The organism is Mesorhizobium sp. CNPSo 4689, assembly GCF_057784325.1.
In genome coordinates, this window is sequence record NZ_JBWLUZ010000002.1 from 1 (window position 1) to 15,934 (window position 15,934).

A 15,934-nucleotide genomic window follows, 5' to 3' on the forward strand; every position below is an offset into this window, starting at 1 on the left:
GCGTTGCCGCTGTCGGGCTGGAAGACGTTGTCGGGATTGTCGACATCGCTTGCCGTCACCGTGCCGGTCGCCGTCACCGGCGCATCGGCGCCGTCCTCGTCGACCGCACCGGTGGTGGTGCCGGCGATGATGGCGGCGTCGTTGGTGCCCAAAATGTCGATATGCACCGTAGTGTGGGTGCCGTCGGCGCTCACCACATCGAAATCCTCGATATAGTGCTGGCCGGCAACGAATTCGTCGTGCGCCGAACTCGCCGTGTAGGTCCAGGCGCCGGCGCTGTCGATGTCGAAGGTGCCGTATGTGCCGGAGGTTCCCACCTGGGCGACGAAGGTCTCGGAGCTGTCGACGTCGGAGATGGTGAGGGTGCCGGATGTGCTGATCGCCGCCGCCGAGTCACCCTCCGTCAAGTTACGGACGTCCGCCGAGAGCACTGCCGCATCGTTGGTGCCCGTGATATTGACGACAATATTGTAGCTCGCGGTTCCGTCCGCCGACGTCACCGTCAGCGTGTCGGTCACAGCCTGCCCTTGCGTCAGCGGGTCGGCAAGCGCCTGGTTAAGCGCATAGGTCCATGCGCCGGTCGTCGTATCGAAGGTGAAGGTGCCGTAGGTGCCCTGAAGGCTTGCCGGGTTCTGGAAATGGTTCTGACCGGCGTCGACATCCGTCAGGATCAGTTGTCCGTGAGCGCTAGGATCGTTGAGCGTTCCGTTGGCGACGCCGCCGGCTTCCACCACGGTCTGGTCAGAGCCTGGGGCCGCGGTGATCGTCGCGCCGTCATTGCTGCCCTGAATGTTGACCGACACGCTGGCCCAGCTCAGCGTTCCGTTGCCGAGCTTGATCGCATAGGTGAACGTCTCATTTATGCTATCCCCAGCACCCATGGCTTGCAGGCTGGAGAAGCCATGCAGCTGCAGATACTGGCTAAGGTTCATCTCGACCTTGCCATTGTTGATGCGGATGAAGACGCCGTCGCCGATGTCCTCCCAGGCAGAGACGCCGCTCACTTGAGCGTCTGCCGTCGTCAGGTCGATCGGCGCGTATTGCTTGGTGGCCGTCGAGGCGGAAGTCCCGTCGTCAATCGAATAGAGGGTCTTTGCGTTTCCACCCAGATCATTCTGCATCACGTTCAGCAGGATGATGGACTGAGGAGCCGACACGATGACGACCGTGTCTTCGGTGTAGTTGAAAACGTCGTCTTTCGCCTGCGGTGTGTTGGAAAACGATGTCGTGGTGCCGCCGGCACCGGTGATCTGAGTAGCCATGTTTCACCCCCTGTTGTTTAACGACAGACGCCCCACCGCCTGTCGACCGATGTTGAAAGACCAGCCGCGTCCCTGCCGAAAATTGTCGCACGCCCGGAATGCCCGAGCCCGGCAGACATCAATTGTGTCAGCGTACCTGTATCAGCGCACCTGAAGGCCCCAACGTCGCCCAGCCGCGGCCAACGCATTGCGTGGCCGGTCACAGGCGGGTGGTAGCTCAAATGGTGATGGCTGCGGCGAAAATGTTCGCCGCGCTGTGCTCCCCAGCCCCTAATAGCGTCGCGTTACCCGTTGTTGCCGGTCGGGCTTATTTTATGCAACGCTCATATTAGGACATTATTAACCCTTCCGGAGAGGAAGCGTCAACAACCAACATGCATAACAGTTAATATCTGGGGGCGACGTCCGTTCCTGCGCATCGCCACAGGACCGGCTGCACGGCGACCAGAAGCATCCGGAATATATCCGCCGAGAACGACTCCAAATTGCGGCAGACGGCCACCGAATCAGCTGGCTTTCATCGTTTTTTCTTTGTGCCGCGAAGAAAGCGAAGATTGTGCGGAAACAAGCTGCAGGAGGCAGGGTGGCTCAAACAGACCGCTGCGCCGATCCCGATTGGCCGCGGACGGATCGAGCTAGCCGCCAACCAGCGACAGGCCGCGGGCACGCTCGCGCAGCAGGGACAGCAATTCACCGCGCCGGGCTTCCGGCGTGTCGACGGGCAACACGAAACACAGCGTCTTGTTGATGGCGCCGTGGCCGTCGTGGATCGGCGCGGCCATGCACCATGTGAAGCGGTCGGCAAGGGCGGCGGTTTCGCTAAAACCTTGCCGGCGCGCCAGGGCGACGTCGGCGAAGAATTCCTCGGGCGCGATGACGCGGCCATCGGGCAGCTTGTAGTCGCCGGCGGGAATGAAGTTCTTCATTTCCTCCTCGCTCATATGGCCGACAAGCAACCGTCCCGACGCCGTCCACGGGATCGACACCTCGACGCCGACATCGCTGGAGATGCGGAACGGGCCGGGCGAATCCCGGCAATCGAGGACGACATATTTGTTGCCGCGCAGGCCGCACAGCTGGACCGTCTCGCCGGTCTCGGCGGCCATCCTGTCCAGCGTCTCGAGGATGCGCCGGTAATGCGCGTTGTGATGCGAGTAAGCCCAGCCGAAGAGATGCATCGCCCTACCGAAATAGACGTAGCCTTCGGTGCCGACATTTTCGAGCATCTCGGCTTCGAGCAGGCTGTTGACGATTTCATAGGTGGTCGAGCGCGGCGCGCCGATCATCTTGGCAATGTCGCCGACACGCATCGGCGCGCGGTGCCTGAGCAGCGCTTCGAGCAACATGATGACGCGGTCGATGCCGCGGCGGCGCTCGCCATTCTGTGGCGCGATGCCGCCCGCTTCGATCAGTTCAGTCACGCCGTCGCTCATCATTAGCATCCGCTCAAAATCATTTTTTGGTCCTCGTCTCAAGACGCTTGAAAGAAGTCAAGGCTCAGTCTAGCATCCCCTTTGTCCGATATACAGACATGATGTCTGAAATACCGGACAAAAGTGAACCGGGCAGAGAAGTCCAGACGAGAAGACAGGCGGTTGCCGCGACGCGGCAACCGAGTGGTTTTCTCGTGCCGACCCTGCACGTCCGGACACAACCACAGAAGGGGAACAATCATGATGAAACCATCGTTTTTCGCATCCGCCAGCGCCCTTTGCCTCGGTCTCGTCCTGGCTATCGGCGTGGGCTCTGAGGCCAATGCCGCCGCCAAATGCATCAAGGGCGACCGCAAGGCGCCATACACGATCGGCTGGGCCAACATCTATTCCGTGCCGACCTGGATGAAGCAGACGCAAGGCACGATCGAAGCCGAAGTTGAGACGTTGAAGAAGCAGGGGCTGGTCGACAAGCTGGTCGTGACCGACGCCCAGGGCGACGCCAATGTGCAGATCCAGCAGATCCAGTCGATGATCGATTCCGACGTCGACGCCATCATCCTGATTGCCGGTTCGTCGACCGCGCCGGCGCGCGTGATCGCGGATGCTTGTGCCAAGGGCATTGCCATCATCAACTTCGACAGCCTTGTCGATACCGACCAGGTCACCGCCAAGGTCAACACCGATTCCTCGCAGTGGGGCGACCAGGCGGCCAAGTTCCTGATCGACGCCATCGGCGGCAAGGGCAAGATCCTGATCCTCAACGGCCCGGCCGGCGTTTCCGTCAGCGACGACAGGCGCAAGGGCGCCGATGCCGAACTCAAGGCGCATCCCGACGTGACGGTGCTTGCCGAGACCAACACGCCCTACAATGTCGCCCCCGCCCAGGAAGCCGTGACCAGCCTGCTGTTCGCCAACCCCGAGATCGACGGCATCCTTTCGCTCGGCGGCGCGCTGTCGGCGGGCGCGGTGCTGGCGCTCGACAAGCAGGGTCGCGACCAGGTGCCGATCACCGGCGAGAATGCGCGCCAGTTCCTCGAACTGTGGAAGGAAAAGGGCCTGAAGAGCTGGGCGACCATGCAGCCGAACTGGCTCGGCGCCTTCGCCGCTTACACCGCCGTCCAGGCGCTGGAGGGCAAGGACGTGCCGGCTTTCGTCAAGATCCTGCTGCCGGTGATCGACAATTCCAACATCGACGAATACCTCGCCCGGGCCAAGGATTTCCCGGCTGACGGCTACATCTATTCGCCCTACGATGAGGAGCTGTTCAAGAAGCTGCTGGCCCAGAAATAAGCCTGAAGGGTTGTAGCATTGGCAACCATGGCTCCGCTCCTCGCGGCGCGGGGTGTGTCGAAGTCTTTCTTCGGCAACCCCGTTCTGCGCGACGTTTCCATCGCTCTCCAGCCGGGCCGCGTGCATGCGCTGCTCGGCGAGAACGGCGCGGGAAAGTCGACGCTGATCAACCTGCTGTCCGGGGCCTTGCGCCCGGACGGCGGGACAATCGAGGTCGACGGGCGCGCCGTGGCGCGTATGACGCCGGCGCTTGCGAGACAGGCCGGCATTGCTGTCGTGCAGCAGGAGCTCAGCCTGACGGCCAGCCTGTCAATTGCCGAGAACATCGGCCTCGGCGCCTATCCCAAGCGGTTCGGCCTGGTCGACTACTGCGCGCTTGCCGCACGGGCGAAGGCCGCATGCGAACTGGTCGGTCTTCATGAGCCGCTGTCGACGCCTGTCGGGCATCTGTCGCTCGGGCGCAGGCAGATGGTAGAAATCGCCAAGGCGCTCTACCGCAAGCCGGGCGTGCTCATCCTGGACGAGCCTACCTCGTCGCTGTCGGCGACGGAAACCAAGATCCTCACCGACTTGCTGGAGCGCTTGCGTAGCGAAGGCATCGCCATTCTCTACATCTCGCATCGGCTGAACGAAGTCATGACCCTCTGCCAGCATGTCACCGTGCTCAAGGACGGCATCTGCACGGCGGATCGGACCCTAGAAGGAACCGATGCCGCCGGGCTGGTGCGGCTGATGGTCGGGCGTGACCCCGGTGATCTGTTCCCGCAATGGCGGCCTTCCGCGTCGCCCGCCAACGCCGTCTCGGTCCGCAATTTTTCCGCCGGCCTGATGCGTGACGTCGATCTCGACATCAGGACCGGCGAAGTGCTGGGCATTGGCGGCCTGGTCGGGCAGGGGCAGGAGGATCTGTTGCTCGGCCTTTACGGCGCGATTCCGGCCAGGACGGCATCGGCGACCGTCAACGGCGCGTCGGGCCTGCCCGGCGGCGTGCCGAAAGCCAATGCGCTTGGCCTTGCCTATGTGCCGGCCGACCGCAAGCGCGAGGGCCTGCACCTGATCCACACCATCACGACCAACATGATGCTGCCCGCCTTCGCCAGGCTGCCGGCGCTGAAGCTGCGCAGCCGCCGGGCCGAGCGCGAGACGGCTAGAGGTCTTGCCGCCCAGCTTGGTATCAAGGGCGACCTCGCACGGCAGGCGCAGGCACTTTCGGGCGGCAACCAGCAGAAGGTCGCGCTGGCGAAATGGATGCCGCACGACCCGGTGGTGCTGCTGCTCAACGATCCGACGCGCGGCGTCGATGTCGAGACCAAGCGTGAGATCTATTTGATGCTCCGCGCCTTCGCCGCCGCCGGCAAGGCCGTGGTGCTGCTCAGCTCAGATACGCCCGAACTGGTGCATCTGTGCGAGCGCGTCGCGGTGGTGCGGGAAGGCCGCATCGCAGCCATGCTGGAGCGCGCGGCGCTGAGCGAGGAAGCCATCGTTTCGGCCGCGATGGGCGCCGAGAACCGGAAGGTCGCGGCATGAGCACTGTTTCTTCCGTGCGGCCCGCCGGCGCGCTCTATTGGCCGGTGCAGGCGCGCCGCAACATCGGTGTGCGCAGCCTGTTCGTCGTCGTGCTGGCATTTCTCATCGCCTACGGGTTCCTTTTCCCTGGCCTGTTTTCGGCCTCCGGCTTCGCCAAGTTCACCCAGAGCTGGTTCCCGCTGGCGCTGGTCGCCATGGCGCAGGCGATCCTCATGCTCACCGGCGGCATCAGCCTGGCGATCGGCGCTACCGTCAGCCTCGGAGCGGTCATTGCCGCGACGACGATGGCGGGACCTCTGGGCGTCACAGGCGGCGCCGCTGCGGTGGCGCTGACCGGCCTTGGCATCGGTGCTGCGACCGGCTTCATCGTCGTGCGGCTTCGCCTGCCGGCGATCGTGGTGACGCTTGCCGGCTCCTTCATCATCGGCGGTGCAGCACTGCTGATCCTGCCCAGGCCCGGCGGCGCCATTCCCGAATGGCTGTCCAACCTGCTTGCCGGCGACACGCCCACGGCCTTCGTGCTTTTGGTGGCGATCGTTCTTCTGTGGAAGCTCTATCTCGCAACGCCGCTGGGCTTGAGCCTCTATGCCGCCGGCGAGAACCCGGTCGGCGCCTATCGCTCCGGCGTGCCGGTCGATGCCGCGCGGGTCGCCGCCTATGCGATCAGCGGCCTTTTGTCGACAGGCGCCGGCCTGTTCGTCGCCGCGCAAACGGGCTCTGGAGATCCTGTCATCGGAGCGGCCTTCACGCTCAACTCCATCGCCGCCGCCGTGCTCGGCGGCATCGGCTTCCTCGGCGGGCAGGGCACGATGCGCGGCGCGCTCGCCGGCAGCCTGCTGCTCAGCCTGATGATCAGCGTCATGTTCTTCCTCGGCTTCACGCCGGTCGCCCAATATGTCGCCCAGGGTCTCATCATCATCGGCGCGGTCGCAATCCCGCAATTCCGCAAGGTGCAGCAATGACAGCATGGAAAGACAGCGCGGGCGGCAGGCGTGTCATGGCGGTCCTCTCCAGCCGGCCATTCCTGACGGTTGCCATCGTCGCCGCGGTCTGGATCGCGGCAAGCTTGGCTTCGCGCGGCTTTGGCGCCTATGGCCATCTGCGCTATCTGGTCGAGCTCGGCGCCGTCATCGGCCTGGTCGCGGCCGGCCAGACCTTTGTCGTGATCGCCGGCGGCATCGATCTTTCGGTGGCGGCCATTGTCACCGTCAGCGCCATCAGCCTGCCGTTGTTGTCATGGCAGGCCGATCCGACCGGCCTTGCCCCCGTGCTTGTCGTGCTGGCACTGACTACGATCATCGGCTTGGTCAATGGGCTCGGCGTGGCATTGTTGCGCGTCCACCCGATGATCATGACACTGGCCATGGCGACCTTCCTGCAGGGCCTGCTGATCATCATTGCCGGCGGCAGCGCCGTCACCGCCGAGAACCCGCTGGTCCATTGGCTCGGCAATGCGCGGCCGGCCGGGATTCCGGCCGGCGTGCTGCTGTGGGTGGCCGTTTCGGTGATTGTGTTGACGGTCATGCACGCGACGCCCTTCGGTGCCCGCATCTTCGCCATGGGCGCCAATCCACTCGCCGCTGCATTGTCCGGGGTGCCAGTCACGTCGACGACACTCGCCGTCTACGGTATCAGCGGCTTTACCTCGGGCCTCGCCGGCGTGCTTGTGCTGGGCATGAACGGGCAAGGCTATGTCGGGATCGGCGATCCCTATCTGCTCGCCTCGATCGCCGTCGTCGTGCTTGGCGGCACGTCGATCCTCGGCGGGCTTGGCACCTATGCCGGCACCATTCCCGGCGCGATCCTGCTGGTGACGATCACGGCGTTGATCACCGTCGTCAACGCGTCGCCCGGCTGGCGCAGCATCCTGTTCGGTTCGCTGATCCTGGGCCTGCTGCTGCTCTCAGGCCGGGAGCAGGCCCGCAGATGATGCATCGTCCAGCCGATAGATGCGTTTCGCGTTGCCGAAGAACAGAGCCGTCTGCTCGTCCGCGGAAAGGTCCGCTGCAATGGCCTTGAAGCTGTCGTACACCTCGTCGAACGATGCGTGCAGACCGGCGACCGGAAAATCGCTGCCGAACATGGCCCGCTGCGCGCCGAAGCAGTCGATGCAATGCAGGACGACCGGCCTCAGGCTGTCGAGCGTCCAGTCATGATCGTAGGCAACCAAGTCCGAGATCTTGACGGCGACATTGTCGCGCTCCGCCAGAAGCCGCAGCACGTCGCGCCACCTGCGCATGCCTTCGGCGTCGCGGTCGATCGGGCTGCCGCAATGGTTGAGGACGAATTGTTGGTCGGGGAACGCGGCGGCAAGCCGCGCCGCATCGCCGAGCTGGCGCGGAAACACCATCAGGTCGAAGGAGAGACGGTGCGCGCCAAGCAGGGAAAGGCCGGCGCGCCAGGCCGGATCGTCCATGATGCCATCGCGGGCGGCGAAGCGGCGCACAGGATCGGGATCCCAGCTCAATATATCGCGCACGCCGACGACGCGGCCGAATGCTGCCTGCGCCTCGAGCAGAGCAGGTGCTTCTCGGCTGGCAAGAGGTACGTGCACGACGTAGCCGGCAGCGACGCCGCGCGATTTGTCGAGCGTCTCCAGCCAGCGCGTTTCGCCAACGCAGTCTTCGCTCGCCCAGCCGGCCTCGACATGGACGGTGGCGACGACATCGTGCCCGGCGGCGTCGCGTCGATAATCCTCGGGGAGATAGTTGCGGCGCAGCGGGCCAAGTTTGCCCAGGCCGCCACGCTCGCCGGCCGTGGCGGCGAGCCAGGGATGCCGGCCGAGGCCGAGATCCCAAAGGTGATGATGGGCGTCGATGATCGGTCCGGCATAGGGTTTAGGCACGGGTCTCTCTCAAGGTCGGACCGGCTTCGGCATTCGATCCGGGCTTCTACATGCGACGGCGAAAGGGGTAGCATCGGATGAACGAAAACACACCGGTTCCGCCGCTTGTCGTGCGTGAAAATATTCTGCTCGACGACCGCATCCGCGGTGTGCCGCCCGGCACCTCCGAGCTGGACGGCAGCCTTGTCGGGTCACAGTGCTGGCATCCGGCCGAGGGTCGCATGTCGTTGCCGGTGCTGACCCTCGACGAAACAGCTTTCGCCACCAATCGCGACCTGTTCCTGCGCTATGCGCGTGAGCAGGGTGTCGCGATCGCGCCGCATGCCAAGACGCCGATGGCGCCCGATCTTGCCCGGTCGCTGGTCGAGGCTGGAGCCTGGGGCACGACCGTTGCCGATATCAGGCAAGCTACGGTGATGCTGAAAGCGGGGCTGACGCGGCTGATCATCGCCAATGAGGTCGGCGGCACAGGTGGCGCGAACCGGCTGGCGACGCTCGCCGGTGCCTGGCCAAACGCCGAGCTTCACGTTTTTGCCGACTCGGTCGATGCCGTGAATGCGCTAGCCGGGGCCTGGCGTGCCAGTGGGGCGCTCGCTCCCTTGCGCGTGCTGGTCGAACTTGGGGCGGGCAGGGCGGGCGCACGGACCACCGCCGAGGCCGAGGCGATCGCCGATGCGATCACGGCAACCAGCGGGCGGCTACTGATTGCCGGTGTCGCAACCTATGAAGGGGCCGCGGCGCAACCCGATCCCGGCCGCACGAACGAGGCGGTATCGGCGCTGCTGGCGACGACAGCCGACATGTTCCTCAGGCTGCGCGCCCGCGTCGGCGGCGGCGTGCCGCTGATCGCCACGGCCGGCGGTTCGATCTTCTTCGACAAGGTGGTCGCAGCACTTTCGCCTGTGATTTCAAGGGACGGCAAGGCGACGCTGGTGCTGCGCAGCGGCGCCATCTTCTTCCACGATCATGGGATCTATGACCGCTCGCTCGGCACGCTCGACGCCCGCAAGGGTTTTGCGATCGGTGGCGTCGATGCGTCCGCGCGCAACTCCGTCCGTCCGGCCTTGCGCGTCTGGGCCGAAGTGCTGTCACGGCCGGAATTCGGCCTCGCCATATGCGGCATGGGCATGCGTGACGTCTCATTCGACCAGGGCTTTCCGACGCCGCTGACGGTGTTCCGCGACGGCAAGCCGGTTTCGTCGCAGCCGAGGGCCGAAGTCTTCAAGCTCAACGACCAGCACGCCTTCCTGTCGCTTCAGCCGGGCGCGGACATCGCCGTCGGCGACGTCGTCGAATTCGGCATCTCGCACCCCTGCACCTGCCTCGACCGCTACCGCGTGATCTTTGGTGTCGACGATACCGGGCACATCCGCCACGCCTTTCCAACCTATTTCGGCTGATCAGGCCCCCAAAAGAGAACCACGAAAGGATCCGATATGATCAAGTATTTCCAGTCCGGCCCGCGCATGTCGCAGGCTGTCGTCTATGGCGGCCTCGTGCACATAGCGGGCCAGGTGGCCGACGACCGCAAGGCCGGCATCGAAAGCCAGACCAGCGACGTGCTGGCCAAGGTCGAGGCGCTGCTGGCCGAGGCCGGCAGCAGCAAGTCGAAGCTCGTCGCGGTCAACATCTTCCTGCCGCAGATCGGCGACTTCGAAGCCATGAACAGCATCTACGACGCCTGGGTCGATCCTGAGCGCCTGCCGGCTCGCGCCTGCGTCGAGGCGCGCCTTGCCGATCCCGATTTGCGCATCGAGGTCACCGCGGTCGCGGCGGTCTGAGGCCATGCATACCGGCCTCGTCCACACGCTCGACTTCGACCGCGCCGGCAAGATGCTCGGTCACCTCAGCATCCCGTTCTCGATCGACCGTTCGCCCTATTTCCAGATCAAGGTGCCGATCTGCCTGATCCGCAACGGCGAAGGCCCGTCACTGCTTTTGATGGCCGGCAACCACGGTGACGAATATGAGGGCGAGCTGTCGCTGGCAAAGCTGGTGCGCAGGCTCGACCCGAAGCAGATCAAGGGTCGCATCACCATCCTGCCGATGGCGAATACGCCGGCGGTGATGGCCGCCAAGCGCTGCTCGCCACTCGACGGCGGCAATCTCAACCGCGCCTTTCCGGGCGATCCCTCTGGCACGCCGACCAGCCGGCTCGCCAAGTTCCTGGAGACGGATTTGTTCCCCCGCCACGATGTCGTCTTCGACATCCATTCGGGCGGCACGTCGATGGAGCATCTGCCGACCGCGCTGGTCGAGCGCAACGCCGATCCCGGGTGCCACAAGCGCGGCGTGGAGCTGATGCGCGCGCTCGGCATGCCCTATGGCTTCGTCGCTGACAACGGTCCATCGTCGCCGACCTCGATGGGCGCGGCGCGCCGGGCCGGCGCCATCGGCGTCAGCGGCGAGTTCGGTGGCGGCGGTACCGCTACAGTCGATTCGATGGCACTCACCGCCCGCGCGTTGGACAGTCTCATGGTTGCGTTGGGCGTAGTCGAGGCGCCAGTCCTGGCGCCGGAGGCCGTGCCGGCGGCGCCGACGCGGTTGTTGTCGCTGTCCCGTCACAGCCAGGGCATCTATGCCACTCGCCGCGGCTGGTTCGAGCCGGCAGTCAGGCTCGGCGATAATGTGACTTCAGGAGAATTGGCCGGCTGGTATCACGATCTCGAGCGGCTCGATCTCGCTGAGGAAGCCCTGCACTTCGCCGAAGGCGGCATCGTGCTGTCGCGTCGGCTGCATACGATGTGCGAGGCGGGGGACTGCCTCATGCAGGTCGCCGAGCCGGTCGAGGGCTGACCATGAAGCCGTGCCAGGATCAGGACTGAGGATATTTCATGCAGGTTTCGATGTGGACCTATCCCTGGGACATCCAGGATCTCGGCCTGGATGCGGTCGAACGCGACCTCGTGGAGCGCGCCGGGCTCAATATGATCAGCCTGGCGACCTCCTATCATGCCGGCCGCTTCCTGCAGCCACGCAGTCCGCGCCGGAAAGCCTATTTCCCGGAGGACGGCACCATCTATTTCAAACCGACGGCCGCGCGCTGGGTGAGCCTCGCCATCCAGCCCAAGGTGGCCGACGTGATCACGCAAGGCGGCGACGTTCTCGGCAATCTTGTCCGCCGGCGCGACGCTGGTGGGCTCGGGGTTTCGTGCTGGACCGTCTGCTTGCACAATACGCGCCTTGGCATGCTGCATCCGCAGGCCGTGACCCGCAACGCCTTCGGCGATGCCAATTACTACAATCTCTGTCCCTCGCATCCGGATGCGCGCGCCTATGTCCGCGCATTGGTCGCCGATATCTCGCATGGCTACAGGCCGGACCGGATCGAGCTCGAAAGTCCGTCCTTCATGGGTTTCGCCCATGAATACCATCACGAGAAGGATGGCGTCGGGCTGACGCCGGAAGACGACTTTCTGCTGTCGCTGTGTTTTTGTCCCGCCTGTCTCGCCCGTGCGGCTCAGGCCGGGATCGACGGTGAAGCAGCGCGCAAATTGGTCAGGCAATGGATCGCCGAGACCTGCGAGCGCGCGGTGCCGGAACGGCGCTTCGCCGATTTTCCCACCGGCGGTCTCGATGTCTTTCTCCCGTGGCCGGAGCTGCACGCCTATCTCATCTGGCGGTTCGAGCCGGTGACCAGTCTGGTCGCGGAACTGCGCGAGGCCGCTCACCCCGGCACGCGTGTCGTCATCATCGATCTGAAAGACGGCTGGCTTGGCGGCTGCGATCTCGAAGCACTCGGCAAGGTCTGCGACGGCGCGATCCTGTGCGCCTACGACATGCAGGCCGGCGATGTCGCAAGCCTGATGGCGGCGGGTCGCGCGGCGCTCGGACCTGAAAAATTCCTTGGTACAGGCTATCGCCTCTTCTATCCGGAGATGGCCGGCCCCGAAGTGCTCGCCGCCAAAGTGAAGCCGGCGAAAGCGCCGAGTGTCGATGGCATCAATTTCTACAATTACGGCCTTGTTCCGGCCGCCCGGCTCGACTGGATAGGGGCAGCATTGTCTGCTTGAGCACGCCGACACGGCCAGCGTCGGTGCGGGCGATCGGGAACGCCGTGCGATGGCGCCCGATGGGTGCGCCGGTGCGGTTTCTCGCCGCGGCTCCGACACCAGGCAGGAACGATCTGCGGGTTGATGCATTTTGCCCTTGGCCAATCACGAGGGGATCCATGCGAATTGCTCATGTCGCGCCGCTTTACGAGTCGGTTCCGCCCAGGCTGTATGGCGGCACCGAGCGCATCGTTTCCTACCTGACCGAGGCGCTGGTGGATTTGGGCCATGAAGTGACGCTGTTCGCCAGCGGCGACAGCCGGACCTCGGCGAAGCTGGTGCCCGGGCGCGAATGCGCGCTTCGGCTTGATCCGCGCCCGAAGAAATCCGAAGTGGCGGCGCATCTTGCGATGCTGGCGGAGGTGCGCGAGCTGGCTGACCAGTTCGATGTCATTCATTTCCACCTTAGCCACTTCCTGCATTTTCCCTTCTTCAAGGATATGGCGGAGCGAACGGTGACGACACCGCATGGCAGGCTGGATTATGTCGATCTGGCGCCCGCCTATCGGCGCTTCCCGCGCTTTCCGATGATTTCCATCTCGCATAGCCAAAGGACAGGGCTGGCCGACGCCAACTGGCTGGCGACGATCCAGCACGGGCTGCCGGTCGATATCTACCAGCCGATTTTTGAGACGGAGGCTGAAGAGCCTTACCTTGCCTTCCTCGGCCGGTTTTCGCGCGACAAGCGGCCGGACCGCGCCATCGAGATCGCCAGGCGTTCGGGATTGAGGTTGAAGCTTGCGGCCAAGATCGGCGACGACGATCGCCCCTATTTCCACGAGGTGGTCGAGCCGCTGATCGACGGCGACCGCGTCGACTATGTCGGCGAGATCGCCGAAGGTGAGAAGGCTGAATTCCTCGGCAGGGCTGCCGGCCTGCTCTTCCCCATCGACTGGCCGGAGCCATTCGGTCTTGCGCCGATCGAGGCGATGGCCTGCGGCACGCCGTCGATCGCCTGGAACTGCGGCGCCTTGCCGGAGATCATCGACCAGGGCGTGACCGGCTTTGTCGTCAATTCCATGGACGAGGCGGTGGCTGACGTGCCGGCTCTGCTTCAACTCGACAGGCGAAAGGTGAGGGCCGCCTTCGAAAAGCGGTTTTCCGCGCAGAGAATGGCCCGCGACTATGTAGCCGCCTATGTGCGTCTGCTCGCCGGCTCAACCGAAGCGAAGGCCTCGTGAGCGATAGCGCTTGACCTGGGGCGTGGGGAGCAAACAGGAAAGATGTGACGGATGACAGAGCTCGACGAGCGCAAGCTTGATCCCGCCGTGGCCCTTGCCTCCCTTGACGAGACCGCGCCACGCGAGCCGCATCGGCTGTTCGCGCTTAAGCAGGGTGACTGTTTTGCCGTCACCGATGCCTATGGCGATATCAGAGGCGCCGGCGACGGGTTCTTCCGCGACGACACGCGCGTGCTCTCGGAATTCCGGCTGACGGTCGGCGGCAGGCAGACATCGCTGCTCGGCGCCTCGCTCAGCCAGGACAATGTGCTGTTCACCAGCAACCTCACCAACCTGCCAATGCAGAGTGTCGGCGGTCGCGACATTCCGCAGGGCGCGATCCATATCGAGCGCGTCAGGCTGTTGTGGCAGGACCGGCTGTTCGAACGCATCACGCTTTCCAATTACAGCCAGGAAACCTCGGCCATTCGTGTCTCTCTGCACTTTGCCGCCGACTTCCGCGACATGTTCGAAGTGCGCGGCTCGACGAGGCTAAAGCGCGGCATGGCGCATGCGGCCGAGATGGATGCGACATCGGTGCTGCTTCGTTATGACGGACTGGACGGGTTGGCACGGCTGTCGGCGATCTCGTTCTCGCAGGCGCCCGATCAACTGACGGAGAGCCGCGCTGATTTCCTGATCGCGGTGATCAAGCGCAGCAGCAAGGTGCTCTATATCGAGGTCGGTCCGGAGGCGGCGGACCCCCCCGACCGCGATCGCTTCCGCGCCGCTGCGGCGCGCGCCCGCTTCGGCATGCGGGCCAAGCGCCGCCACGGCGCCACCGTGCACAGTTCGGGCCGCGTCTTCAACGATTGGGTCGAGCGCGCCCGTGCCGATGTGGCGCTGCTCACCACCGAGCTTGCTACAGGACCCTACCCCTATGCGGGCATCCCCTGGTTTTCGACGGCATTCGGCCGCGACGGCGTCATCTCGGCGCTGCAGATGCTGTGGCTCAACCCCGGCCTGGCGCGCGGCGTGCTCGCCTTCCTCGCCCAGCACCAGGCGACGGAGACCTCGCCGTTCAGCGACTCGCAGCCGGGCAAGATCATGCACGAGACCCGCAAAGGCGAAATGGCGGCGCTGCGCGAGCTTCCCTTCGGCCGCTACTATGGCGGCGTCGACACGACGCCGCTCTACATCCATCTCGCCTGCGCCTATGCGGACCGTACGGGCGACATGGACTTCATTGACAGGCTGTGGCCGTCGCTCACTGCCGCCGCCGAATGGACGGAGGAGGCGAGCCGGGCGACCGGCTTCGTCACCTATCAGCGTGCCGCCGAATCCGGCCTCGCCAACCAGGGCTGGAAGGACAGTTTTGACTCGGTCTTCCACGCCGACGGCCGCATTCCCAAAGGCCCGATCGCGCTCGTCGAAGTGCAAGGCTATGTCTTTGCCGCCTTCCGTGGCCTGGCGGCACTTGCGCGCCGCCGAGGCGGATACGCACAGGCCGAGCATTGGGAGAGCCGCGCCGAAGAGATGCGGATCGCCGTCGAGCGTGACTTCTGGCTGGACGATCTCGGCTTTTACGCCCTTGCTATCGACGGCGCTGGCGAGCCCTGCAAGGTGCGGACCTCGAATGCCGGGCATCTCCTCTTCGTCGGGCTTCCCGAACCGGCGCGGGCGCAGATGGTCGCCGATCAGCTTTTGTCCGCGTCCTTCCATTCGGGCTGGGGGCTGAGGACGCTCGCCGACGATGCCGTGTTGTTCAACCCGATGTCCTACCACAACGGATCGATCTGGCCACATGACACCGCCATCTGCGGCGTCGGCCTGGCGCGCTATGGCGAGCGCGAGAGCGTGGTCCGGCTGATGAGCGGCACGTTCGAGTCCGCCGTGCATTTCAACATGCGGCTGCCGGAGCTGTTCTGCGGCTTTACTCGCTCGCCGGGCGAGGCGCCGATCGCCTATCCGGTCGCCTGCCTGCCGCAGGCCTGGTCGGCGGGCTCGGCCTTCATGCTGATGCAGGCCTGTCTCGGCCTGGAGATCGACGGCTGGGATGGCCAAATCCGGGTGACACGGCCAAGGCTGCCAATCGGTATCGACACGCTCACGTTGCGGCATCTGAATGTCGGCGAAATGGCTGTCGACCTGACCTTCCAGCGCGTAGGCGACCGGGTGGTGGCCTTTCTCGCCGATCGCCATGAAGGTTTAGTGCCGCTGATCGTCAGGACGTAGGCGGGATCGGAAAATATCGGAACCGATGGGCCGTTTGTGCGTTGCACAACCGTACCGCCTTATGGCGACCTGTCGCCGGCGACCGGCGGTGGAAATCGAAACAAGAAGAATGAGGCCTGCTATAGGG

General features: G+C 64.7%; 13 protein-coding genes. 10 read left to right on the forward strand and 3 right to left on the reverse strand.

Annotated elements, in window-relative coordinates; all coding sequences use genetic code 11:
* Together AC04SI_RS02875 and AC04SI_RS02880 are read right to left on the reverse strand one after the other, a co-directional pair.
* Positions 1 to 1,262 (reverse strand): VCBS domain-containing protein (locus AC04SI_RS02875; RefSeq protein ID WP_488473895.1); only part of this gene is annotated, 1,262 nt, incomplete at its 3' end.
* Positions 1,263 to 1,897: 635 nt separating this feature from the next.
* On the reverse strand, positions 1,898 to 2,695 hold the full coding sequence (locus AC04SI_RS02880) for an IclR family transcriptional regulator (RefSeq protein ID WP_404282526.1): 798 nt from the start codon (positions 2,693 to 2,695) through the stop codon (positions 1,898 to 1,900).
* Between the two features lie 240 nt (positions 2,696 to 2,935).
* On the opposite strand from AC04SI_RS02880, the gene AC04SI_RS02885 reads away from it, so the two are divergent.
* Genes AC04SI_RS02885 through AC04SI_RS02900 form a run of 4 tightly spaced genes read left to right on the forward strand, consistent with a single transcriptional unit; the run spans position 2,936 to position 7,445 of the window.
* Complete coding sequence (locus AC04SI_RS02885) at positions 2,936 to 3,988, forward strand: substrate-binding domain-containing protein (RefSeq protein WP_404282524.1); 1,053 nt, start codon at positions 2,936 to 2,938, stop codon at positions 3,986 to 3,988.
* Between the two features lie 27 nt (positions 3,989 to 4,015).
* Positions 4,016 to 5,515 carry a sugar ABC transporter ATP-binding protein gene (locus AC04SI_RS02890; RefSeq protein WP_404282522.1) on the forward strand — a complete coding sequence of 500 codons (1,500 nt, stop codon included), beginning with the start codon at positions 4,016 to 4,018 and terminating at the stop codon, positions 5,513 to 5,515.
* Complete coding sequence (locus AC04SI_RS02895; protein WP_404282520.1) at positions 5,512 to 6,477, forward strand: ABC transporter permease; 966 nt, start codon at positions 5,512 to 5,514, stop codon at positions 6,475 to 6,477. Before AC04SI_RS02890 ends, AC04SI_RS02895 begins: the two co-directional genes overlap by 4 nt.
* Positions 6,474 to 7,445 (forward strand): ABC transporter permease, encoded by a 972-nt coding sequence (locus AC04SI_RS02900; RefSeq protein WP_488473896.1) that lies wholly within the window; start codon positions 6,474 to 6,476, stop codon positions 7,443 to 7,445. The genes AC04SI_RS02895 and AC04SI_RS02900 overlap by 4 nt, the downstream gene beginning before the upstream one ends.
* On the opposite strand, the gene AC04SI_RS02905 is transcribed toward AC04SI_RS02900, so the two are convergent.
* Entirely contained in the window at positions 7,419 to 8,360 is a 942-nt protein-coding gene (locus AC04SI_RS02905) for an amidohydrolase family protein (protein WP_404282516.1), read from the reverse strand. The genes AC04SI_RS02900 and AC04SI_RS02905 overlap by 27 nt on opposite strands.
* Before the next feature lie 77 nt (positions 8,361 to 8,437).
* On the opposite strand from AC04SI_RS02905, the gene AC04SI_RS02910 reads away from it, so the two are divergent.
* The 6 genes from AC04SI_RS02910 to AC04SI_RS02935 all read left to right on the forward strand — a co-directional run bounded on the left by AC04SI_RS02910 (position 8,438) and on the right by AC04SI_RS02935 (position 15,807).
* Positions 8,438 to 9,760: an alanine racemase gene (locus AC04SI_RS02910; RefSeq protein ID WP_404282514.1), complete on the forward strand. Its 1,323-nt coding sequence runs from the start codon at positions 8,438 to 8,440 to the stop codon at positions 9,758 to 9,760.
* Positions 9,761 to 9,796: 36 nt separating this feature from the next.
* Positions 9,797 to 10,141: a RidA family protein gene (locus AC04SI_RS02915; RefSeq protein WP_404282512.1), complete on the forward strand. Its 345-nt coding sequence runs from the start codon at positions 9,797 to 9,799 to the stop codon at positions 10,139 to 10,141.
* A gap of 4 nt (positions 10,142 to 10,145) precedes the next feature.
* Positions 10,146 to 11,156: a succinylglutamate desuccinylase/aspartoacylase family protein gene (locus AC04SI_RS02920; RefSeq protein WP_404282510.1), complete on the forward strand. Its 1,011-nt coding sequence runs from the start codon at positions 10,146 to 10,148 to the stop codon at positions 11,154 to 11,156.
* A 38-nt stretch (positions 11,157 to 11,194) separates the two neighbouring features.
* Entirely contained in the window at positions 11,195 to 12,373 is a 1,179-nt protein-coding gene (locus tag AC04SI_RS02925; protein ID WP_404282508.1) for a hypothetical protein, read from the forward strand.
* 158 nt (positions 12,374 to 12,531) lie between these two features.
* Positions 12,532 to 13,593: a glycosyltransferase family 4 protein gene (locus AC04SI_RS02930; protein WP_404282506.1), complete on the forward strand. Its 1,062-nt coding sequence runs from the start codon at positions 12,532 to 12,534 to the stop codon at positions 13,591 to 13,593.
* 51 nt (positions 13,594 to 13,644) lie between these two features.
* Complete coding sequence (locus tag AC04SI_RS02935; RefSeq protein WP_404282504.1) at positions 13,645 to 15,807, forward strand: amylo-alpha-1,6-glucosidase; 2,163 nt, start codon at positions 13,645 to 13,647, stop codon at positions 15,805 to 15,807.
* Positions 15,808 to 15,934: the final 127 nt, after the last annotated feature.